At 71.3% G+C, this 23,794-nt stretch carries 12 protein-coding genes; 2 read left to right on the forward strand and 10 right to left on the reverse strand.

Annotated features, from left to right (window positions below):
* Positions 1-103: 103 nt before the first annotated feature.
* On the forward strand, positions 104-1,576 hold the full coding sequence (locus F9278_RS34205) for a cytochrome P450 family protein (RefSeq protein WP_152171750.1): 1,473 nt from the start codon (positions 104-106) through the stop codon (positions 1,574-1,576).
* Positions 1,577-1,856: 280 nt separating this feature from the next.
* On the opposite strand, the gene glgB is transcribed toward F9278_RS34205, so the two are convergent.
* The 5 genes from glgB to F9278_RS34230 all read right to left on the reverse strand — a co-directional run bounded on the left by glgB (position 1,857) and on the right by F9278_RS34230 (position 11,939).
* The gene (gene glgB, locus F9278_RS34210) at positions 1,857-5,054 is read right to left on the reverse strand and encodes a 1,4-alpha-glucan branching enzyme (protein ID WP_152171751.1); all 3,198 of its coding nucleotides are present in this window, start codon (positions 5,052-5,054) and stop codon (positions 1,857-1,859) included.
* Between the two features lie 27 nt (positions 5,055-5,081).
* Complete coding sequence (locus F9278_RS34215; RefSeq protein ID WP_152171752.1) at positions 5,082-6,551, reverse strand: maltokinase N-terminal cap-like domain-containing protein; 1,470 nt, start codon at positions 6,549-6,551, stop codon at positions 5,082-5,084.
* 93 nt (positions 6,552-6,644) lie between these two features.
* Positions 6,645-8,363 (reverse strand): maltose alpha-D-glucosyltransferase, encoded by a 1,719-nt coding sequence (gene treS, locus F9278_RS34220; protein ID WP_152171753.1) that lies wholly within the window; start codon positions 8,361-8,363, stop codon positions 6,645-6,647.
* Positions 8,363-10,498, reverse strand: a complete 2,136-nt coding sequence (locus F9278_RS34225; RefSeq protein ID WP_152171754.1) for an alpha-1,4-glucan--maltose-1-phosphate maltosyltransferase — start codon at positions 10,496-10,498, stop codon at positions 8,363-8,365. The genes treS and F9278_RS34225 overlap by 1 nt, the downstream gene beginning before the upstream one ends.
* Before the next feature lie 229 nt (positions 10,499-10,727).
* On the reverse strand, positions 10,728-11,939 hold the full coding sequence (locus tag F9278_RS34230) for a S8 family peptidase (protein WP_226967075.1): 1,212 nt from the start codon (positions 11,937-11,939) through the stop codon (positions 10,728-10,730).
* A 340-nt stretch (positions 11,940-12,279) separates the two neighbouring features.
* Here F9278_RS34230 and glgP point away from each other — a divergent pair, with 340 nt between their 5' ends.
* Complete coding sequence (glgP, locus tag F9278_RS34235) at positions 12,280-15,012, forward strand: alpha-glucan family phosphorylase (protein ID WP_152171756.1); 2,733 nt, start codon at positions 12,280-12,282, stop codon at positions 15,010-15,012.
* Between the two features lie 290 nt (positions 15,013-15,302).
* Here glgP and F9278_RS34240 read toward each other — a convergent pair whose 3' ends face one another.
* From F9278_RS34240 to F9278_RS34260, 5 genes are all read right to left on the reverse strand, one after another.
* Positions 15,303-15,836, reverse strand: coding sequence for a DUF1990 family protein (locus F9278_RS34240; RefSeq protein WP_152171757.1), 534 nt, complete (start codon positions 15,834-15,836; stop codon positions 15,303-15,305).
* A gap of 107 nt (positions 15,837-15,943) precedes the next feature.
* Positions 15,944-17,602, reverse strand: a complete 1,659-nt coding sequence (locus F9278_RS34245; RefSeq protein WP_152171758.1) for a M4 family metallopeptidase — start codon at positions 17,600-17,602, stop codon at positions 15,944-15,946.
* A 208-nt stretch (positions 17,603-17,810) separates the two neighbouring features.
* Positions 17,811-19,877, reverse strand: coding sequence for a M4 family metallopeptidase (locus F9278_RS34250; protein ID WP_152171759.1), 2,067 nt, complete (start codon positions 19,875-19,877; stop codon positions 17,811-17,813).
* Positions 19,878-20,165: 288 nt separating this feature from the next.
* Positions 20,166-21,956 carry an ABC transporter ATP-binding protein gene (locus F9278_RS34255; RefSeq protein ID WP_152171760.1) on the reverse strand — a complete coding sequence of 597 codons (1,791 nt, stop codon included), beginning with the start codon at positions 21,954-21,956 and terminating at the stop codon, positions 20,166-20,168.
* Entirely contained in the window at positions 21,953-23,692 is a 1,740-nt protein-coding gene (locus F9278_RS34260; protein WP_152171761.1) for an ABC transporter ATP-binding protein, read from the reverse strand. Before F9278_RS34260 ends, F9278_RS34255 begins: the two co-directional genes overlap by 4 nt.
* Positions 23,693-23,794: the final 102 nt, after the last annotated feature.

The following is a 23,794-nucleotide window of genomic DNA, read 5'->3' on the forward strand; positions in this document are numbered from 1 at the left end:
CTTCCCGGCACCGTCACCACAGGTGCACCGGGGATCACCAACCCGTAACAGTTCCCGTCATCGTCACTGCTCGTGCACGGTGCGTACGGTATGCGTGTCGGTCATGGAAACACATCCGTTCGCGGCTGCCCCGGCAGGTGGCCCCGGTCTGGAATCGCTGCCCGTGGAGCCTTTGCTGACCTCGGAGTTCGATGTGGACCCGGGCGGCGTCTACGAGCGACTGCGCAGTACGTACGGTCCCGTGGCACCGGTGGGGCTGATGGGGGTGCCGGTGTGGCTGGTTCTCGACTACCGCGAGGTGCTGGAGGTGCTGCGCGACGAGAGCGTGTGGCGGCGCGACGTACGGCACTGGCGGGCGCGGGCCGAGGGGCGGCTGCCCAGGGACTGGCCGCTGCTCGCCGGGTACGAGGTCCGCCAGACCATGTTCCTCGACGACGAGGAGCACCGGCACGCCCGGCTGAGCCACCACTCGGCGATGCGGCCCTTCCAGGACGGGCACTCGCCCGAGGGCTGGGAGCTGCGGGCGGCCGTCGCCCGGTACGCCGACGAGCTGATCGACGTGCTCGCGGCCGAGTCCGGGACCACCGGGTTCGCCGATCTCGCGGCGCAGTACACCCGGCCGCTGCTGCTGATGGTGACGACCAAGCTGTTCGGCTGCCCCGTCGAACTCGGCGACGAGATGGTCATGGACCTGTGGCGGATGCTGGACGGCGGGCCGGACGCGGGGGCGGCGACCGGGCGGGCGCTCGGTGCGATGACCCGGCTGGCCGCCCATCGGCGGTCCCGGCCCGGGGAGGACCTGACCTCCTACATGCTGCTGTCCGATCCGACGCTCAGCGACGAGCAGTTGGGCCGTGAGCTGTTCATGAACGCGGTCTATCTCAACGACATCACCGGCAACATGGTCTGCAACACGCTGCTCGAAGTACTGCGGGGGAACGCGACCGTGCGGCGGAGTCTGTCCCACGGGCAGCTCGGGGAGACCGTGAACCGGGCGGCGCTGGTGAATCCGCCGACCGCCAATCTGTGCTTCCGGTTCGCGGCGCGGGACGTGCGGCTGGGGAACTACTGGATCCGGGCCGGGGACATCGTGTCGCCGTCGGTCGCCGCCGCGCATCGGGATCTGCTCGCGATGGGGTCCTCGCAGCTCGTGGACTCCGCCGTCAGTACGCGGGCGCATCTCGCGTGGGGGGCGGGGGCGCATCAGTGCCCCAGTGCGGCACGGGAGTTGGCGGGGACGGTCGTGACGACGGCGGTGGGTCGGGTGTTCGAGCGGTTCGCCCGCGCGGAGTTGACGCTGCCGCCGGATCAGTTGCCCTGGCGGTCCGGGCCGGTGGTGCGGGGGTTGCGGTTGTTGCCCGTGCGGTACGAGTTGGTGGCGGGGAGTGGGGGGCGGGGGGCCGGGAGAACTGTGCCGGGGGGTCGGCGTGGGGGTGAGGTGGGGGTGCCGGTGGCGTCGACGGCCCCTCCGTCCGCGTCCGTGGGGGCTGACGCGTCGTCCGCCGGAGAGCGGGCGGGGAGCGGGGTGCTGGGCGTGTTGCGGCGGATGATGTCCCGGGGGCGCAAGTCCGGCTGACACCCGCCGTGTGTTTTCTCGCCCCCGCCGCCCCTACCCGTCCCATCCCCAGGGGTTGCGCCCCTTCGAACCCCTTTGGGGTGGGTGGGTGAGTGCGGGTCCGGTGGGGGCTGATCGCGCAGTTCCCCGCGCCCCTTGAAAGCAAAAAGCATGGGGCGCAGCCCTGCTTTTTGAGGGGCGCGGGGAACTGCGCGATCAGCCCCCACTCAGCCGCAGATGGGGGTCGAAGGGGCGCAGCCCCTGGGGGATGGGACGGGTAGGGGCGGCGGGGGCGAGGGGATCAGGCCGGGCGGAGCCAGAGGGTGGACAGCGGGGGGAGGGTGACGCGGATGCCGGCGGGGCGGGCGTGCCAGGGGTGGGGGTCGGGCTTGACCGGGTCGGGCGTCGTCCTCCCACTGCCGCCGTACACCGCCGCGTCCGTGTTCAGGACCTCCCGCCACGCTGGGACGTCCTCCGGGACCCCCAGCCGGTAGTCCTCACGGACGACCGGGCTGAAGTTGGAGACCGAGAGAAGGGGCGTGCCGTCCTCGGCGAGGCGCAGAAACGCCAGGACGTTGTCGTCCGCCGAGTCCCCGGTGATCCAGGAGAACCCGGCCGGCCGGGTGTCCTGCTCCCAGAGGGCGGGTGTGGCCCGATAGACCGTGTTGAGGTCACGGACCAGATCCCGCACCCCCCGGTGGTCCGCCTCGGCACCGTACGCCGGGTCGAGCAGCCACCAGTCCGGCCCGTGCGCCTCCGACCATTCCGCCCCCTGCGCGAACTCCTGCCCCATGAACAGGAGTTGCTTGCCGGGGTGCGCCCACATGAAACCGAGGTACGCGCGGTGGTCGGCGCGCTGCCGCCACCAGTCGCCCGGCATCTTCGACACCAGGGAGCCCTTGCCGTGCACGACCTCGTCGTGGGAGATGGGCAGGACGTAGTTCTCGCTGTACGCGTACACCATCGAGAAGGTCATCTCGTTGTGGTGGTGCTTGCGATGGACGGGTTCCTTGGCCATGTAGCCCAGGGAGTCGTGCATCCAGCCCATGTTCCACTTCAGGCCGAAGCCGAGCCCGCCGAAGCCGCCCGGACCGTTGTGATGGGTGGCGCGGGTGACCCCGTCCCAGGCCGTGGACTCCTCCGCGATCGTCACGACACCCGGCACCCGCCGGTACACGGTCGCGTTCATCTCCTGGAGGAAGGCCACCGCGTCCAGGTTCTCCCGGCCACCGTGCTCGTTCGGCGTCCACTGGCCCGGCTCGCGCGAATAGTCGAGATACAGCATCGACGCCACGGCATCCACCCGCAGCCCGTCGATGTGGTACTCCTCGCACCAGTAAAGGGCGTTCGCCACCAGGAAGTTGCGCACCTCACGGCGGCCGTAGTCGAACTCCAGCGTTCCCCAGTCGGGGTGCGCCGCCCGCAGCGGGTCCTCGTGCTCGTACAGCGGACGCCCGTCGAACTCGGCCAACGCCCAGTCGTCACGCGGGAAGTGCGCGGGCACCCAGTCCATCAGCACCCCGATCCCCGCCCGGTGCAGGGCGTCGACCAGGTACTTGAAGTCGTCGGGGGTGCCGAGGCGGGCCGTCGGGGCGTAGAAGCCGGTGACCTGGTAGCCCCAGGAGCCACCGAAGGGGTGCTCGGCGATCGGCAGCAGCTCGACATGCGTGAAGCCGAGGTCGGAGACGTACGCCGGGAGCTGCTCGGCGAGTTGACGGTACGTCAGCCCCGGGCGCCAGGACGACAGATGGACCTCGTAGACGGAGAACGGCGCCTCGTGCGCGGGCGTCTCCGTCCGTGCGGCCAGCCACTCCTCGTCGGTCCACTCGTGGTGCGAGGCGTGCACGATGGAGGAGGTGTGGGGGGGAACCTCCGTGCGGCGGGCCATCGGGTCGGCCCGGAGCGTCTTCGAACCGTCCGGCCGGGTGATCTCGAACTTGTACAGCTCGCCCTCGCCGATCCCGGGCACGAACAGCTCCCACACGCCCGAGGAGCCCAGCGAACGCATCGGGAAGCCGGAGCCGTCCCAGAAGTTGAAGGTCCCGGCGAGGCGTACGCCACGCGCGTTCGGCGCCCACACGGTGAACCGGGTGCCGGTGACGCCCTGGTGGGTCATCGGCTCCGCACCCAGCGCCCGCCACAGCTCCTCGTGCCGGCCCTCGCCGATCAGATACAGGTCCAGCTCACCGATCGCGGGCAGGAAACGGTACGCGTCCTCCGTCTCCTGCTCCGTCCCCTCGTACGAGACCAGCAGCCGGTACGCCTCCGGCACCTCCCGCAGCGGCAGCAGCGCGGAGAAGAAGCCGCCGCCGTCGTCGTGCAGCTCCGCCCGCAGCGAGTCCACCACGACGCTCACCCCGAGCGCGTACGGCCGGAACGCCCGGAACACGACACCGCCGGGCGCGGGGTGGGCCCCGAGCACGGAGTGCGGCGCGTGATGGGTCCCCGCGAGCAGCCGCTCACGATCGCCCCCGTCCATGGCCGGGGAGAAGGCGGGCCGGGGCAGGGCGGACGGGGTGGAGGCGGGTTGAGGGGCGGGGGCGGAGGCCGGTGGTTCGGAGCCGGTCGACTCCGGGACGACCGGCTCGGTGGTCGCCTGCTTGGGCAGTACCGGGTCGGGGGCGGCCGGAGCGGTGTCGGCCGGCTCGGCGGTGGTCTGGTGGGGGAGCAGGGGGTCGGGGCCGGTGGGGTCGGTCAGCACGGACACGGAGGCGGTCGGCTCGGCGGCGGCCATCTCGGGTACCGGCGGCGTCCCGGCGCCCGGCGGGACGGCCTGGACGGAGGACGCCGCCGCCCCCACGGCATCCTGCGGTGCCTTCACGGCCTTCCTCGCGGAGGCCTTCTTGGCCACGGCTTTCTTGGCTACGGCTCCGGCGGAGACGGCTTTCTTGGCACGCCCCTCGGCGGTTACGGCCTCGGCGGCACCGGCCTTGGCGGTGCCTGCCTCGGCAGTTACGGCCTTGGCGGTGCCTGCCTTCTTGGCCACGGCTTTCTTGGCTACGGCTCCGGCGGAGACGGCCTTCTTGGCAGCGGCCTTCTTGGCCACGGTCTCCTTCGCCGCAGACTTCTTCGCCACCGGCTTCTCGGCGACCGCCTCCGTGGCGACCGCCTTCGTGGGGGCGGTCTCCGTGGGAGCCGCACCAGCGGGGGTCGCCTTCTTCGCGGCCTTCTTCGCCGTCTTCTTGGCTACGGCTTTCTTGGCGACGGTCTTCTTGGCGATGGTCTGCTTGGCGATGGTCTGCTTGGCCACGGTCTCCTTCGCGGGGGACCCCTCCGCCGTCGTCCCCTCCGCCACGGTCGCCTTTCGCGGCGCCGCCTTTGCGCCCCCGGCGGTCTTCTTCGCTGCCGGTGCCGCCTTCTTCGCCGTCGCCTTCTTCGCGGCCGTCTTCTTCGTGGCGGCCGTCTTCTTCACCGGAGCCGGAGCCGGAGCCGGAGCCGGGGTCTCGGCCGGGGTGTCGGGGTGTTGCGTGCTGTCCTCGGACGGCGTGCGGGGAGTCACAGGGACGGTCTCCTCGGGAGGGGTGGGTCAGGGGGTGTCGGTGCAGGGGTCCGTGGCCAGGCGGTGGACGGCGGCCAGCGGCACCGGCAGCCATTCGGGGCGGTGCCGGGCCTCGTAGAGGACCTCGTACACCGCTTTGTCGGTCTCGTACGCGCGCAGCAGTACCGGATCGGTCCGGGGGTCGGCCCCGGCGACGTCCGCGTAGCCGGAGCAGTACGCGGCCCGGCACACGGTCGCCCAGCCGTCGGCCGGGGGCCGTGCCGAGTGCGCGGCGTAGTCGAAGGAGCGGAGCATGCCGGCGATGTCACGGGCGACGGGTTGCGGCAACCGCCGTTCGGCCAGCGGCTTCGACGGCTCGCCCTCGAAATCTATGAGCGACCACTCCCCGGAGGGGGAGCGCAGACACTGCCCGAGGTGCAGATCGCCGTGGATGCGCTGCGCGGTCCAGGTGCGGCCCTCGGCGGCCAGGTCGGCGAGCGCCGCGAACGCCGTGCGCAGTCCGGGCGCGTAGGTCCGCAGCGCGGGGACGGCCTGCGCGGCGGCCTCCAGGCGTCCGGTCATCCCGTCGACCAGCGACTCCAGCTGTGGACGCCCGAGGGTGACCGTGGGCAGCGCCCGGGTGAGCGCGGTGTGCACCTCGGCGGTCGCCCGGCCCAGCGCCCGTGCCTCGGCCGTGAAGTCCTCGCCCTTGGCCAGCACGCTCAGCGCCAGCTCCCAGCCGTCCGCCGCGCCGTGCAGGAACGGCTGGAGGACGCCCAGGGTGTGCGGCTCACGTTCGGCGGGGGTGCGGCCCAGGTCCGCCAGCATCCAGGCCACCGGTGCCGGTACCCGGGGGCAGTTCTCACGGGACAGCATCAGGGGCAGTTCGAGATCGGGGTGGGCCCCGGGGACGACCCTGCGGAACAGCTTGAGGATGAACGTATCGCCGTAGACGATCGAGGAGTTGGACTGCTCCGATGTGAGCATGCGCGGCACCAGGCCCTCGGGGATGTCGCGCCGGGTGTCCCGCTCGCAGCGCAGGTCCCCGACGTGTGCCGTCGAGCGCAGCGCCTCCAGCAGGACGTCGGCGAGACGCGGGTCGTGCAGCGCCTCGTACACGGTCCGCCCCGCCAGCGGGCCTTCGGCCACATGCCCGATCAGCGCGGGTGCCAGCCGTGGCGGCAGTGTCTCGCGTACGCCGATCAGGAGCTGGTAGCAGTCGCCGGGGTGGGCCGGGGTGCCCTGGGACGGCACCAGCGGCTGGTGGGCCCGGACGAGGAGATGCAGCAGCCCGGCCTTGGCCGCCCCCACCGGCAGCAGTTCGGTGGCCGCCACCAGGCCGAAGCCGGTGACCGGCCGCCCCTTCCCCGCGAACCAGCGCTGCCGCGGCAGCCACTCCCGCAGCAGTGGCTCCAGGGAGACGAGCAGCCCGGGACCCGGCTCCGCGGCGGGCGGTGAAGCGGGACTTGTCGCGGTGGGGTGCGTGGCGGCTTCCGACTGCGTGGCGGCTTCCGACATGGCCTCGCGTCCTTTCCCCGGGGGCGGGGTGTTCCTGTCTGCGTGCCCCGGGCGGGCCGGGGGAAACCGGCCCGCCCGGGGTGACGGGCGGGCTTACACGGCGTCCTTCCGCAGGCGGAACCAGTAGAAGCCGTGGCCCGCGAGGGTGAGGAGATAGGGCAGTTCGCCGATGGCCGGGAAGCGCACTCCGCCGATGAGTTCGACGAGGTGGCGTCCTTCGTAGGCGCGCAGATCGAGTTCGGTGGGCTGTGCGAAACGGGAGAAGTTGTTCACGCACAGCACCAGGTCGTCCCCGTCGCCCTCGGTGGAGGGCGCCTCCCTCAGGAAGGCGAGGACGGCCGGGTTGGACGACTGGAGTTCGGTGTAGGTGCCGAGGCCGAACGCCGGGTTCTGCTTGCGGATCTCGATCATGCGCCGGGTCCAGTGCAGCAGCGAGGCCGGTGACGACATCGACGCCTCGACGTTCGTCACCTGGTAGCCGTAGACCGGATCCATGATCGTCGGCAGCGACAGCCGTCCCGGGTCGCAGGAGGAGAAGCCGGCGTTGCGGTCGGGGGTCCACTGCATGGGGGTGCGTACGGCGTCGCGGTCGCCGAGCCAGATGTTGTCGCCCATGCCGATCTCGTCGCCGTAGTAGAGGATCGGCGAGCCGGGGAGGGAGAGCAGGAGGGCGGTGAAGAGTTCGATCTGGTTGCGGTCGTTGTCGAGGAGGGGGGCGAGGCGGCGGCGGATGCCGATGTTGGCGCGCATGCGGGGGTCTTTGGCGTATTCCGCGTACATGTAGTCGCGTTCTTCGTCCGTGACCATTTCGAGGGTGAGTTCGTCGTGGTTGCGGAGGAAGATTCCCCATTGGCAGCGGGAGGGGATGGCGGGGGTCTTGGCGAGGATTTCCGAGACCGGGTAGCGGGATTCCCGCCGGACCGCCATGAAGATGCGGGGCATCACCGGGAAATGGAACGCCATATGGCACTCGTCGCCACCGCTCGGGAAGTCGCCGAAGTAGTCGACCACGTCCTCCGGCCACTGGTTCGCCTCCGCCAGCAGCACCGTGTCGGGGTAGTGCGCGTCGATCTCCTTCCGCACCCGCTTCAGGAAATGATGGGTTGCCGGAAGGTTTTCGCAGTTGGTGCCCTCCTGCTGGTACAGGTACGGCACGGCGTCCAGCCGGAAGCCGTCGATGCCCAGGTCCAGCCAGAACCGCAGCGCCGAGACAATCTCCTCCTGCACCGCCGGGTTCTCGTAGTTGAGATCGGGTTGGTGGGAGAAGAAGCGGTGCCAGTAGTACTGCTTGCGGACGGGGTCGAAGGTCCAGTTGGAGGCTTCGGTGTCGACGAAGATGATGCGGGCGCCGGGGAACTGTTTGTCGTCTTCGGCCCATACGTAGTAGTCGCCGTAGGGGCCGTCGGGGTCATTTCTCGATTCCTGGAACCACGGGTGCTGGTCGCTGGTGTGGTTCATGACGAAGTCGATGATGACCCGCATGCCGCGCTGGTGGGCGGCGTCGACGAATTCCACGAAGTCTGCGAGGTCGCCGAATTCGGGGAGGACGGCCGTGTAGTCGGAGACGTCGTAGCCGCCGTCGCGGAGGGGGGATTTGAAGAACGGCGGCAGCCAGATGCAGTCGATGCCGAGCCACTGCAGATAGTCGAGTTTCGCGGTCAGGCCCTTGAGGTCGCCGATGCCGTCGCCGTTGCTGTCCTGGAAGGAACGGACCAGCACTTCGTAGAAGACGGCGCGTTTGAACCAGTCCGGGTCCCGGTCCTTCTGCGGAGTGTCCTCGAAGGTGTCCGGAACGGGCTCGTTGACGATCATTATGTGGGTGACCCCCCGATCTGCGGGTTGGACGGTCGCAGGACGGTCAGTACGTGGGCGGGCGCGCGGCCCGGTTCAAGACGTACATAGTTGTTCCTGCCCCAGGTGTAGACCTCGCCGGTGAGCTCGTCGCGCACCAGCACGGACTCATGCCAGTCCAGGCCCAGTTGCGGCATGTCCAACGAGACCGTGGCCTCCTGGGTGTGGTGGGGGTCGAGGTTGACCACCACCAGAACCGTGTTCGAGCCCGCGCGCTTCGAGTAGACGATCACCGCGTCCTGATCGGCGTGGTGGAAGCGCAGATCCCGCAACTGGCGCAGCGCCGGGCTCCGACGCCTGATCTCGTTGAGCTTGCCGAGCAGTGGGGCGATGGTACGTCCGTCTCGTGCGGCTGTGTCCCAGTCGCGGGGGCGGAGTTGGTACTTCTCGGAGTCGAGGTATTCCTCGCTGCCGGGTTTGAGGGGGGTGTTCTCGCAGAGTTCGTAGCCGGAGTAGACGCCCCAGGTGGGGGAGAGGGTGGCGGCGAGGACGGCGCGGAGTTCGAAGGCGGGCCGGCCGCCTTCCTGGAGGAAGGCGTGGAGGATGTCGGGGGTGTTGACGAAGAGGTTGGGCCGCATGTAGCTCGCGGCTTCGCCGGCGAGTTCGGTGGCGTACTCGGTGAGTTCGGTTTTGGTGGTGCGCCAGGTGAAGTAGGTGTAGGACTGCTGGAAGCCGGTGGCGGCGAGGGTGTGCATCATCGCGGGGCGGGTGAAGGCCTCGGCGAGGAAGAGGACGTCGGGGTCGGTGGTGTTGATGTCGGCGATGACGTGTTCCCAGAAGACCACCGGTTTGGTGTGGGGGTTGTCGACGCGGAAGATGCGGACGCCGTGGTCCATCCAGTGCCGCAGGACGCGGGTGGTCTCGGCGATGAGGCCGGGCAGGTCGGCGTCGAAGGCGATGGGGTAGATGTCCTGGTACTTCTTCGGCGGGTTCTCCGCGTGGGCGATGGTGCCGTCGGGGCGGTGGTGGAACCACTCGGGGTGTTTGTGCACCCAGGGGTGGTCGGGGGAGCACTGGAGGGCGAAGTCCAGGGCGACTTCCAGGCCGAGTGCGCGGGCCTCGGTGACGAAGTGGTCGAAGTCGTCGATCGTGCCGAGGCCGGGGTGGACGGCGTCGTGGCCGCCCTCGGGGGAGCCGATCGCCCAGGGCACGCCGACGTCGTCGGGGGTGGGGGAGAGGGTGTTGTTGCGGCCTTTGCGGAAGGTGGTCCCGATCGGGTGGATCGGGGGCAGGTAGACGACGTCGAAGCCCATCGCGGCGATGGCCGGGAGGCGGCGGGCGGCGGTGCGGAAGGTTCCGTGGGGCTGCTCGGGGGTGCCCTCGGAACGCGGGAAGAACTCGTACCAGGACCCGAACAGGGCCCTCTCCCGCTCCACCAGCAGCGGCAACGGCTCGGAGGACGTGACCAGCTCGCGCAGGGGGTGGCGGGTCAGGACCTCGTCCACCTCCGGGGCCAACGCCGCCGCCAACCGGGAGGAGTCGGGGCGCGCGGTGTCCCGCAGCGCGTCCACGGCGGCGCGGAGCGTGCCCCGGCCGGCCCCGCCCTCGGGGATCCCGTCGGCGGCGCGTTCATGGAGGCGGGCGCCCTCCTCCAGGACGAGTTCGGTGTCGATACCCGCCGGGATCTTGATGCGGGCGTGGTGCCGCCAGGTGGTGACCGGGTCGCCCCAGCCCTCCACGGCGTAGGACCAGACGCCCTCGCTCGGTACGGCGACGGTGGCGCCCCAGCGGTCGGTGCCGGGGGCGAGTTCGCGCATCGGGGTCCAGCCGGCCGGACGGCCCTCCGGGTCCCTCAGCACGACATTGGCGGCCACCGCGTCATGGCCCTCCCGGATGACGACGGCCGAGATCTCGAACGCCTCGCCCACGACGGCCTTCGCCGGCCGGCGGCCATGGTGGACCGTCGGCCGTACGTCCAGAACCGGTATCCGCCCGATGGTGGGGGCGCCCGGCGTCGTCGGGGGCTTCGGCGGTGGCGCGGACGGCGCGGGCGAGCCTGTGCGCGCCGGGCGTACGGGGCGTGCGTCGGTGCTGTCGGGTGGTGCGGTGGTGGTACTGGTCGTCGGGGGTGGTGACGAGTGGTGCGTGGCGGGCATGACCGCTCCTGTCCGCGTCAACGTGGGTGGGCGGATGAGGGTGTGGGGAGGTGGGGCCATTGGGACGTACCGGTGGAGCCTTCCCACACAGTGCGGGTGGGCATTCCGGCACTTTGTTAACTACTCACGCGTATGTCTACACACAAGACCGGCCTCGTCCGAGGAGGGCGAGACCGGTCACTGTAGTCGCTCTGGGTAAAGGGCCGTTCACCTGTGGTGTTACAGGTTCCTACGGGTTGTCGACGTGGAGAAGCCTGTTCGGGGAGCCCGGATATCTGTCCTTGACCTTGCCCGAAACCGCACGCTTGACCAGCGCCCTGCCCACCTCCGCCGGGGCGGCCCGGGGATGGTCGGCCAGATACAGCGCCGCCGCGCCCGCGGCGTGCGGGGCGGCCATGGACGTACCCGAGGAGGTCACCTTCCCGGTGTCGTCGCGATGGGAGGCGGAGGTGATGGAGACACCGGGGGCGAACAGGTCCAGGCTCGGGCCCCAGTTCGAGAAGGGGGCGCGGACGTCCTTCCGGTCGGTGGCGCCGACGGTGATCGCCTGCTTGACGCGGGCGGGTGACGAGAGGCCCGCGGCGATCCCGTCGTTGCCGGCGGCGACCGTGAAGGTGACACCGGAGGCGATGGAGTTGCGTACGGCCGTGTCGAGCTGGGCGTTGCCGGGGCCGCCGAGGCTCATATTGGCCACGGCCGGCTTCCGCGCGTGCTCGGTCACCCAGTCGATGCCCGCGATGACCTGGGCGGTCGTGCCGCCGCCCGCGTCGTCGAGCACCCGTACGGCGACGACCTTCGCCTTCCTGGCGACCCCGAACGTGGCCCCCGCGACGGTGCCCGCGACATGGGTGCCGTGGCCGTTGCCGTCCTGGGCGGTCCGGTCGTTCTGGACGAAGTCCCAGCCGTTGACGGCCCGGCCGCCGAACTCCTTGTGGCTGATCCGGACGCCGGTGTCGATCACATACACGGTGACGCCCCGGCCCGCCGAGTCCGGCCAGGTGTAGCTCTTGTCCGGCGGCAGGTCCCGCTGGTCGACACGGTCCAGGCCCCACGAGGGCGGGTGCGACTGCCGCCGGTCCTGGGTGACCCTCGTGTCCTGGACGACCGAGGCCACCCGGGAGTCCGCCGCGAGCCGCCCGGCCTGTTTCTCACCGGCCGTCACGGAGTAGCCGTTCAGGGCGGTGCTGTACATATGGCGTATTTTCGCCCCGTACTTCGCCGCTATGCCCTTTCCGGCCTTCGACGGGGCGTCCGTTCCCGCCTTGAGGGTGACTATGTAACTGCCGCTGACGGAACCGGGACCACCGGCTCCGAGGACGAACCCCTCCGCGGCGGCATGCGCCGGCGGGGAGATGGCCGAAAGCGCGACGGCCGTCAGTACCGCCGTGAGCCCTCCCGCCCAGCGCCCGCGCCGGTTTCTCGCCTCTGTCGGATCGTGCATCTGTGAGAACCCCCTCCCCGGCCGAGGTCGGCCGGTGTTCCACTGGGCAGCCTCTCGTGCGGTGTGAAGCCCCACAAGGCCGCGCAGAGGGGCGGAATCGGCCATATCACCCGTGGGGTACATGTGAACCTCGCGGCTGGGCTGCGACGAATTCAGGCCTGAACTCCCCGGGGTGGACTGCCCGGCGGGGCGGCCGGGGTACGGATGCGCCGTAATCGCATACCGAGGGGACGCCCCGTGGTTGCCGGGCCCCCGCGCCGCTACCGTCGGGGGAGACGAACGGCGCACAGCGGAGTGCGTCCCCCGGCCCGTACGTCCTGGCGCGAAGGTGGAACCCTCTGTGAAGGCCATCCGCAGATTCACCGTCCGACCCGTCCTCCCCGAAGCCCTCCATCCGCTCAGCGAACTGGCGCGCAATCTGCGCTGGTCCTGGCACGCGGAGACCCGTGACCTCTTCCAGTCGGTCGACCCCGAGCGCTGGGCGGCGTCGGGCGGCGACCCCGTACGCCTGCTCGGCTCCGTCTCCACCCGGCGCCTCGCCGAACTCGCCGAGGACCGGCGGTTTCTGCGCCGGCTGACCGCCGTCGCCGACGACCTGCGTGACTATGTCACCGGGGACCGCTGGTACCAGGAGCAGGGACGGGGGCAGGGCCAAGGGCAGCCCCGTATCCCGGGACAGGCGCAGCCGCAGCCGCCGTCCCCGGGGCAGGCACAGACGTCCGAACCTCCGGCCGCCACGACGTCCGAACTCCCCGCCGCCATCGCCTACTTCTCGCCCGAGTTCGGCATCACCGCCGCCCTGCCGCAGTACTCCGGCGGCCTCGGCATCCTCGCCGGCGACCATCTGAAGGCGGCCAGCGACCTCGGCGTCCCGCTGATCGGCGTCGGACTGCTCTACCGGCACGGCTACTTCCGGCAGACCCTGTCCCGGGACGGCTGGCAGCAGGAGCACTATCCCGTCCTCGACCCCAACGAACTGCCCCTGGTACCGCTCCAGGACACCGACGGCACCCCGGCCCAGGTCGGCCTGGCACTGCCCGGCGGGCGCCGGCTGCACGCCCGGATCTGGCAGGCCCAGGTCGGCCGGGTGCCGCTGCTGCTGCTCGACTCGGACGTCGAGGAGAACGACCTCGGCGAACGCGGAGTGACCGACCGGCTGTACGGCGGCGGCAGCGAACACCGGCTCCTCCAGGAGATGCTGCTCGGCATCGGAGGGGTGCGGGCCGTACGCGCGTACTGCCGGATCACCGGCCACGCCGGGCCCGAGGTCTTCCACACCAACGAGGGGCACGCCGGCTTCCTCGGCCTGGAACGCATCGCCGAACTCTGCGACGAGGGGCTCGACTTCGACTCCGGTCTGGAGGCGGTCCGCTCCGGCACCGTCTTCACCACCCACACCCCCGTCCCCGCCGGCATCGACCGCTTCGACCGCGAACTGGTCGCCCGCCACTTCGGCCCCGACGCCGAACTCCCCCGCATCGACGTGGGCCGCATCCTCGGGCTCGGCATGGAGACGTACGGCGGCGGCGACCCGAACGTCTTCAACATGGCGGTGATGGGACTGCGGCTCGCCCAGCGCGCCAACGGCGTCTCCCTGCTGCACGGGCAGGTCAGCAGGGAGATGTTCTCGGGCCTGTGGCCCGGCTTCGACCCGGACGAGGTGCCGATCACCTCGGTCACCAACGGGGTGCACGCCCCGACCTGGGTGGCCCCGGAGGTGTTCCGACTCGGCGCCCGGCAGATCGGCGCCGAACGGACCGAGGACGCCATGTCCGTCGGCGGCTCCGAACGCTGGGACGCCGTCGGCGACATCCCCGACCAGGACATCTGGGAGCTGCGCCGGGACCTGCGCGAGCAACTCGTCGTCGAGGTACGGGAACGCCTGCACGCCTCCTGGCGGCAGCGCGGCGCCGGTACGGCGGAGCTGGGCTGGATCGACGGCGTCCTCGACCCCGACGTCCTCACCATCGGCTTCGCCCGCCGCGTCCCCTCGTACAAACGACTGACCCTGATGCTGCGCGACCCCGACCGTCTGATGGATCTCCTCCTCCACCCCGAGCGGCCGATCCAGATCGTGGTCGCGGGCAAGGCGCACCCGGCGGACGACGGCGGGAAACGCCTGGTGCAGGAGCTGGTGCGGTTCGCGGACGACCCGCGCGTCCGGCACCGCCTGGTGTTCCTGCCCGACTACGGCATGGCCATGGCCCAGAAGCTGTACCCGGGCTGCGACGTCTGGCTCAACAACCCGCTCCGCCCCCTGGAGGCGTGCGGGACGAGCGGGATGAAGGCGGCCCTCAACGGCTGTCTCAACCTGTCCGTGCTGGACGGCTGGTGGGACGAGTGGTTCCGGCCGGACTTCGGCTGGGCCATCCCCACCGCCGACGGCACGGCCACGGCCGAGGACCAGGACCGCCGGGACGACGTGGAGGCCGCCGCCCTCTACGACCTGCTGGAACAGCGGGTCGCCCCGCGCTTCTACGAACGCGGGCAGGGCGGACTGCCCGACCGCTGGATCGAGATGGTCCGCGAGACCCTCACCCACCTCGGGCCCAAGGTGCTCGCCGGCCGTATGGTCCGCGAGTACGTCGAGCGCCTGTACGCCCCGGCCGCGCGCGCCCACCGGGCGCTGGTCCCGGACACCGCCCGCGAACTGGCCGAGTGGAAGGCACGGGTGCGGGGCGCCTGGCACCGGGTGACCGTGGACCATGTGGAGACCTCGGCGGCCCCCGCGAGCACGGCCGCCGAACTCGGCGCGACGCTGGTGCTGCGCGTCCGGGTCGGCCTGGGCGAGCTGGGCCCGGACGACGTCGAGGTCCAGGCGGTCTCCGGTCGCGTCGACACCGAGGACCGGATCACGGACGCCACGTACGTCCCGCTGAAGCCGACGAGCGGACCCGACGAGGAGGGCCGCTGGTCCTACGAGGGCCCGCTCTCCCTGGACCGCACCGGCTCCTTCGGCTACACGGTCCGCATCCTGCCCACCCACCGGTTGCTGGCCTCGGCCGCCGAACTGGGGCTGGTGGCGGTGCCGTCGGAGGAGCTGACGGAGGAGGCGGGGGTGCTGATGCGGTAGCGACTCCCCTCCGATCCGAGAGACCCCTTCCGATCCGTGCGATCCCGTCCGATCCGAGGGCTCCCTTCCGCGGCCCCGTTCTCTCGTCGCGCCCCGTACAGGCACCGCCTGTACGGGGCATCGATTTTGGTCGTGGACCTCCTCGTCCGTGCGCCGCTTCACCGAGCCGACAGGTGGTGCGACGGCCGGCCGGGACCCGGTGTGTGCGGAGCCCGCTGCGCAAGGCCGACGACACCGAGCTGGACTGGGTCGTCGTCCGCGAGAACAGCGAGGGCGAGTTAGGCAAAGGCTCACCCTTTAGGGTTGTCCGCCAGCCGTCGCAGTATCACTCCGCACCGTCGTGCGTACGCGTGTTGGAGGCCTCGGGTCGCGGGGCCGGCGGCTCGGGCGTACCACTTGGCGCCGCGGCTGAAGGCGGTGACCGTGAGCCAGACCGTGCCGTCGCCGGTGCGGTCGACTATGAAGGCCTCCTCGCCGCATTCGGGGTGGCCGGGGAGGGTGCCGTAGGCCCAGCCCTTGCGGCGGGGTTCGTCGACGGTCCAGACGATGCGGCAGGGCGCCTTGATGAGGCCGCCCAGCGTCACCGTCACGTCGACACCCGGGGCGGCCTCCGCCGCGTCCGTCCGTATGCCGACGCCCATCGCGCGGTGCATCTCCCAGGTGCGGACGGCGTGCGCGGCGCGCTGGAACACATCCGTGCCCTCGCCTATGCGGGAGCGGACGTGGAGGGCGTTGAAGTCGGGCGGGCAGTGGCCCTCACGGGTCGCGCCGACCGCGTCGTAGGTGAAAGGGCCCTCGGGGAGCGGGCCGTTGGTTTCGGGCATGGCGCAAAGACTAGGGCGGCACCCGGAGTCGCCTTCTCTCCGGGGGCCGCCCCGACCGCCCAAGCCTGCACCACCACGTCAGGTCACGCGGTCAGTACCACGTCATGTCACGCGGTGACGTTGACCGCCGCCCATGCCGCGTTCACCGCCGCGTACTCCGCGCTGCTGGAGCCGTAGAGGGAGGACGCCGCGCTCAGGGTCGCCGTACGCGCGCCCTTGTAGTTCGTGGTGGACGTCATGTACGTCGAGAGCGCCTTGTACCAGATCTGGACGGCCTTGTCGCGGCCGATGCCCGAGAGCGTGGAGCCGTTCGACGTCGGGGAGTTGTACGTCACCCCGTTGATCGTCTTGCTGCCGCTGCCCTCGCTCAGCAGGTAGAAGAAGTGGTTCGCCGGGCCCGAGGAGTAGTGGACGTCGAGGCCGCCGAGCGACGAGGACCAGGAGTTGGGCGAGTCGCCGTCCTTGCTCGGCTGGTCCATGTGGCGCAGCGGTGTGCCGTTGCCGTTGATGTCGATCTTCTCGCCGATGAGGTAGTCACCGACGTCCTTGGAGTTGCCGGCGTAGAACTCGACCGCCGTGCCGATGATGTCCGAGGTGGCCTCGTTCAGACCGCCGGACTCACCGGAGTAGGTCAGGCGCGCCGTGTTGGAGGTGAGTCCGTGGGTCATCTCGTGACCGGCCACGTCGAGGGAGGTCAGCGGCTTGACGTTGCGTTCGCCGTCGCCGTACGTCATGCAGAAGCAGCTGTCGGACCAGAAGGCGTTGATGTACCCGTTGCCGTAGTGGACCCGGGAGTAGGCGGCGACGCCGTTGTTCCTGATGCCGTTGCGGCCGAGGACGTTCTTGTAGAAGTCCCAGGTGACCTGGGCGCCGTAGTGGGCGTCCACCGCCGCGTTCTGGTCGGTCGAGGAGCTGGAGATGCTGCCGGTGCCCCAGACGTCGTCCGTGTCGGTGAGGAGCGTGCCGGTGCCGGAGGTGGAGCGGCTCAGGTTGTACGTCTTGTGGCTGCCGCGCCCGGCGTCGGTCAGGTTGTACGTCGACCCCGACTTGGTGGTGCCGATGGTGACCGAGCCGTTGTACTGGCTGTTGCCGCTGCCGGTCTGGACGGCCTCCCACTCGTAGAGCTTCTTGCCGGTCTCCGCGTCGGTGACGACGTGCAGCTCCTGCGGGGTGCCGTCGTGCTGGAAGCCGCCGACGACCGTCTCGTAGGCGAGGGCGGGCTTGCCGTCCGCGGCCCAGACGACCTTGCGGGGGGCCTTGTCGGCCGCGGTCTTGGTGGAGCCCTCGGCCTTGGCGGCCTTCAGCGCCTGCTTCTCGGCGGTGGCCCTGGTGACGGCGGCGGTCAGGTCGGAGACCTTGACGGCGGCCTTCGTGGCCTTGGTGACGCTCTTGATGCCACCGGCCTCGGACTCGTGCACGACGAGGTCGCCGCCGAGGACCGGGAGGCCGCCGAAGGTGCGCTCGTAGCGGGTGTGGACCGTGCCGTCGGTGTCCTTGAGGACGTCACGGACGACCAGTTCCTCCTTGGCGCCGAGGCCTATCTCGTCGGCGGTCTCGGCGGTGGCCGCGTCCGCCTTCTTGATCAGGGCCGTGCGCGCGGCGGGGGTCAGCGGGACCTGGGCGCCGGCCGGCCGGGCCTTGTCCGCGACCGGCGCGGGCTGGGCGGTGGCACCGGAGGTCAGCCCTGTGGTGAGCAGCGCGCCGGCGGCGACGGCGGTCGCGATGGCGAGCGTGGTGCGCTTGTGACGCGCGTAGAGGGGAGTCACACAAGCTCCTTATGTGGGGGAGTTCTCTGGTGCTGGTGCTGGTGCTGGTGCGGCGGGTGGAGGAAGAGTGACACCTAGGTCGTGTCCATGTCAGGAGGGGTGATGATGTTGGCCAAAAGTCAACTGTCCGGTGAATGTTGCGGGAACATGAACGGGCGCCGCCCCGGCGGGAATCGACCCACCGGGGCGGCGCTCTTCAGGGAGTGACCTACGGGAACGTCAGCTTCCAGCTGTTGATGTGGCCGGTGTCCTGCGCCGCGTTGTCCTGGACCCTCAACTGCCAGACGCCGTTCGCGACTTCGGAGGAGGCGTTCACGGTGTACGTGGTGTTGAGGTTGTCCGCGCTGCCGCCGGTGCCGTACGCCTTCAGCGTGTACGCCGTGCCGTCGGGGGCGACCAGCTGGACCTGGAGGTCACCGATGTAGGTGTGGACGATGTCCACGGCGACCGCGAGGTTGGAGGGTGCGTTTCCGGTCCGGCCGGAGACGGTGACCGGCGAGGTGACCGCCGTGCCGTTGTCCGGAATCGATACGTCGGTCGTGCTCTCGAACGACGTACCGCCGCCTCCGCCACCGCCGGGCCGGGTGCCCACGTTGACGCCCGCCCACGCGTTGGCCACGGCCGTGTACTCGGCGCTCGTGGTGCCGTACAGCTCACCGGCCGCCGCGAGGGTGCCCGTGCGGGCCGCCGCGTAGTTGGTGGTCGAGGTGAACTTGGTGGTCAGCGCGCGGAACCAGATCTTCTCCGCCTTGTCCCGGCCGATGCCGGTCACCGGCAGGTTGTCCGAGGTGGGCGAGTTGTAGCTGACGCCGTTGATGGTCTTGGCGCCGCTGCCCTCGCTCAGCAGGTAGAAGAAGTGGTTGGCGGGGCCCGAGGAGTAGTGCACGTCGATCGAGCCGATGCCCGAGTACCAGGCGTCCCGGGACGAGCCGTCCTTGCTGGGCCGGTCCATGTAGCGCAACGGCGTGCCGTTGCCGTTGATGTTGATCTCCTCGCCGATCAGGTAGTCACCGACGTCGGAGGAGTTGTTCGCGAAGAACTCGACGGTCGAGCCGAAGATGTCCGAGGTGGCCTCGTTCAGACCACCCGACTCACCGGAGTAGTTGAGACCGGCCGTGTTGGAGGTGAGCCCGTGGGTCATCTCGTGCGCGGCCACGTCGATCGAGGTCAGCGGGTTGTTGTTGCCCGCGCCGTCGCCGTAGGTCATGCAGAAGCAGCTGTCGGACCAGAAGGCGTTGACGTACGCGTTGCCGTAGTGGACCCGGGAGTAGGCGCCGACGCCGTCCCCGCGGATGCCGCTGCGGCCGTGCACGTTCTTGTAGTAGTCCCAGGTCAGCGCCGCCCCGTAGTGGGCGTCGGCGGCGGCCGACTCCAGGTTCGACGGGGTGCCGTTGCCCCACACGTCGTCGGCGCCGGAGAACAGGGTCCCGGTGCCGGAGGTGCCGCGGTTCAGGTTGTACGTACGGTGGTTGCCGCGCGCGCCGTCGGTGAGGTTGTACGTCGAACCGGACTGCGTGGTCGTGAGGTTGACCGTGCCGCTGTACACCGTGTTGCCGGTGCCGGTCTCGATCGCCTCCCACTCGAAGAGCTCGGCGCCGCTGGTGGCGTCGGTGATGACGTGCAGCTCCTGCGGGGTGCCGTCGTGCTGGAAGCCGCCGACGACCGTCTCGTAGGCGAGGACCGGTTTGCCGCTCGCGGCCCAGACGACCTTGCGGGGCGCGCGGTTGACCTCGGGGCTCTTGGCGTCCTCGGCCTTCGCCGCGCCGAGCGCCTGCTTCTCGGCCTTGGCCGCGGAGACGGCGGGGGTCAGCGACCCGACCGCGATCTTCGCCTTGCTGGCCTTGACGACGTCCTCGGTCTCGCCGGCCTTCGAGGTCTCGACGACGAGGTCGCCGCCGAGGACCGGGAGGCCGTCGTACGTCCGCTCGTACCGGGTGTGCACGGTGCCGTCGCGGTCCTTGACCACGTCACGGACGACGAGCTTCTCCTTCGCGCCGAGGTTCAGCTCCCCGGCGGTCTCCGCCTTCGTGGCGTTCGCCTCGTGTATCAGCTCGGCCCGCTGGGCGGGGGTGAGCTTGACCGAGGCCGCGCCGGTGGCCTTGCCCGCGGCCGACGGTGCCTTCTCCGGGGCGGCGGTGGCGGAACCCGACTGGACGGCGGCGGCCAGCAGGGCGGTGACGGCCACGAGCGCGCCGGCGGCCGCGCGGCGCCGGGTGCCGTGACCGAGGGTGTTACCGGTGTGGGAGGTGCGTCTGTGGGACTGGCGTCTCAACACTGACTCCTTCTGCGTGGCCGCGGTTCGCACGGCCAGGGGAGAACGGACGGCTGGTGGCCGACCGGGCAGAACAAGGTGAGAACTGATGAGAACTGACGAGAACTGGTGAACGCGAAACCACATGCGTGGGGGGTGCCGCGCGGCACGGCGAGCGCTCCTTGTGAGGTTGCTGTGCCGCGGTTGTGGGCAGAGTGGCACCAGACCGCGCTTCCTGTCAGGACCGCGTCAAGAAGTTGGCCGGAAACAGTCCGTTGCCCGGTTGGTCATGTTCGCTATACGAACTGTTTGCTATGCGGGCCGCTCGCCCGCCCCTTCCCCGTGCCACCTCCGCCACAGCGCCGCGTACGCGCCCCCCGCCGCCACCAGGTCCTCGTGCGTGCCGAGTTCGGTGAGGCGGCCGTTCTCCATCACGGCCACCCGGTCCGCGTCGTGGGCGGTGTGGAGGCGGTGGGCGATGGCGATGACGGTGCGGCCGTGCAGGACGGCGGCGAGAGCGCGTTCGGTGTGGCGGGCGGTGGTGGGGTCGAGCAGCGCGGTGGCCTCGTCGAGGATGAGGGTGTGGGGGTCGGCCAGGACGACCCGGGCGAGGGCGAGTTGCTGCGCCTGGGGCCCGTCCGTACGGCGACCGCCCTCGCCGAGACGGGTGTCGAGGCCGCCGGGCAGGTCGCGGACCCAGCTGTCCGCGCCCACGGCCGCCAGGGACGCCCACAACTCCTCGTCCGTGGCCGCCGGTTCGGCGATCAGGAGGTTGTCGCGGACCGTGCCCAGGAACACGTGGTGCTCCTGGGTGACCAGCACGACCTGGCGACGCAGACGCTCCGGCGCGAGCGCGACGACCGGGACGCCGCCGACCGTCACCGTGCCGGACGTCGGCGCGTCGATGCCCGCGAGGAGTCGGCTGAGCGTCGTCTTCCCGGCACCCGACGGGCCCACCACCGCCAGCCGTTCGCCGGGGCGGACCGTCAGGTCGACACCGCGCAGCACCTCGCCGCCCCGCTCGTAGGCGTACCGGACACCCGTCACGTCGATACGGTCGTCCGCCGGTTCCGGGGTGTCGGCGGAGCCCGCGCGCGGGGCCCCGGCCAGCCCCTCCACCCGGGCGAACGAGGCACCGCTGCTCTGCAGCAGCTCGACCCGCATCAGGATGTCGTCCAGCGGGCCGCTGAGCTGCTGCAGATACAGGGCCGCCGTCACCACCGCGCCCAGGCCGACCGAGCCGCGCGCCAGCAGCACCCCGCCGACGAGGAGGACCAGTACCTGGGGCACGAAGTACGAGAGCTCCACCGCCGGGAAGAACACCGTGCGCAGGAACAGGGTGTGGAGGCGGCGCCGCCGGGACGTCTCCAGCGCGTCCCGGCTCGCCGCGATCCGCCGCCGCTCCAGCCGCAGCGCCTCGACCGTACGCGCCCCCGACGCGGTCGTCGCCACGATCTCCGCGACCTCCGAATTGGCCGCGCCCTCCGCGAGATACCCGGTCCGCGCCCGCCGCAGATACCAGCGCAGCACCACCCCGATCCCGCTCAGCCCGAACAGCGCGCACAGCCCGAGCAGCGGATCCAGCGCGAACACCGCGCCGATCAGGAACAGCGCCTGCACCGAACTGATCAGCAGCTCCGGGCCCACGTCCCGCAGCGTCCTGCCGACCGCGTCCACATCGGCCGTGCCGCGCGCCGTCAGATCACCGGTCCCCGCCCGCTCCACCACCGACGCGGGCAGCGCCAGCGTCCGGTCCACGAACTCCTCCCGCACCCGCGCCAGCGTCCGTTCCCCGAACCGGTGCCCCACATACCGGGCCCACCGGGCCAGCAGCAGTTGCGCCACCGCGCACACCAGGATCACCGCCGCCAGCCGGTCCACCACCCCGACGCCCGCCCCGCCGCGCACCTCGTCGATGATCCGCCCCACCAGCCACGGCCCGGCCAGCCCCGTCGCGGCGGCGGCCCCGTTCAGCCCCAGCACGGCGAGGAACGCCCGCCCGTCCGCCCGCACCAGCCGTACGGTGGCCCGCCGCACGGCCGCCGCGTCGGCGATGGGCAGCCGGCCCGGGGCGGAGCGGGGGGCGGGGTCGAGCGCCGTCACCGTACGGCCTCCTCTGTGGTGGTGTCGTCCGTGTCCCGCGCCTCGCCCGCGTCCCGCGCCACCAGCGCCCGGTACCCCGGCTCGGCCGCGAGCAGTTCGCGGTGGGTGCCGCTCGCCGCGACCTTGCCGTCGACCAGGTGGAGGACGGTGTCCGCGTGGTCGAGGAGCAGCGGCGAGGTGGTGGTGACCAGGGTCGTACGGCCCGCGCGGGCGGCCCGCAGCCGCTGGGCGACCCGGGCCTCGGTATGGGCGTCGAGCGCCGAGGTCGGCTCCACGGCGAGCAGGATCTCCGGGTCGGCCACCAGCGCCCGCGCCAGCCGCACCCGCTGCCGCTGACCGCCGGAGAGATTGCGGCCGTGCGCGTCGACGGCCGAGTCCAGGCCGTCCGACATGCCCTGCACGATGTCCTCGGCCACGGCCGCGTGCAGGGCCCGCGCGGCCGTCGCGTCGTCCACGTCACCGTGTCCGCCGAGCAGTTCACGCAACCGGCCCGCGAACAGGTCGGCCTCATGGTCCGCGACCAGGATCCGCGCCCGGACCTGCGCCAACGGGACCGCGTCCAGCGGGGTGCCGCCCCAGGTCACCGCCGTCGACGCGTACCGGCCCAGCCGGTCCACCACGGCCGCCGCCTCGGCCGGCCGGTCGGCGGCCAGCGCCACCAGCCGCCCCGGCGGCACCCGTACGCCCGAGTCGGGATCGTGCAGCGCCGAGGGCTCGGCGGGCGCGTCCGCGGTGCCGTGGTCCGGCAGCGGATCCAGGGTCACGAACCGGACGACACGCCGCGCCGCCACCACCCCGCGGCTCACCTCGTACGCCCAGTCGACGAAGTACGACACCGGCTGCACCAGCACGGTGACGAACCCGTACACCGACACGAACTCGCCCACCGTGATGGCCCCTTGGGCGGCGAGCCGGGCCGCCAGCCAGGTCACCACCGCGAGGAACACCGTCGGCAGCCCCACCCCGAGCGCCTGCATCCAACTGGTCACCGCCCCCACCCGGTACCCCTGCTCCCGCAGCCGCCGTGAGTCCCGGTGGAACGCGTCCGCGACCAGCCCCTTGCCGCCGAGCCCGTTGAGCACCCGCAGCCCGCCCGCGAGATCCGCGATCCGCGCGGTCAGCACGCCCTGTCCCTCCCGGTACTCCGACTCGGTGCCCTGGAGCCGCCGCATCAACGGTCCCACGATCACCGCCAGCAGCGGCATCCCCAGCAGGACGACGGCCGCGATCGGGAGGGAGACCGACACGAGCAGCCCGGCGACCACCAGATACGCGGCGAGCGCGCCGACGCCCGGACCGATGACCGTCAGCGAGGACGAGATCGTCTGCACGTCGCCCACGCCGATGGTGACCACCTCCCCGGCGCCGACGCGACGCGGCAGCGCCGCCCCCAGCCGGACGGCGTGCGCCATCACCACCTTCACCGTGCGGAAGTTGGCGTCCATCCGCACCCGGGTCATCGTGCGGTGGCGCATGATGCCCAGCCAGGCGTTGAAGGCGCCGACACCGAAGAGCGCGGCGGTCCAGCCGAACAGGGCGCGGTCGTCGCCGGGTTCCAGGCCCTCGTCGATCGCGCGGGAGAGCAGGTACGGGGTGGCGGCGAGCAGGATCATCCAGAGGCAGGAGATGAGCGAGCCGAGGGTGGAGCGGGGGGCCTGCCGTTTGACCAGCCACCAGAGGTAGTGGGCGCCGCTTCGGCAGTCGGGGGTGCCGGGGTCCTCGTACGCGTTGATCATCGGCCCCCGATTCGAGTGTGGGATACGTGGTGCGTCGGCTGCGGCCCGGTGGGGCTTCTCGCGCCCACGCTGCGCAGCCGCACAGTGATACAGCCCCGCGCC

This window comes from Streptomyces phaeolivaceus (genome assembly GCF_009184865.1).
Lineage (GTDB): Bacteria > Actinomycetota > Actinomycetes > Streptomycetales > Streptomycetaceae > Streptomyces > Streptomyces phaeolivaceus.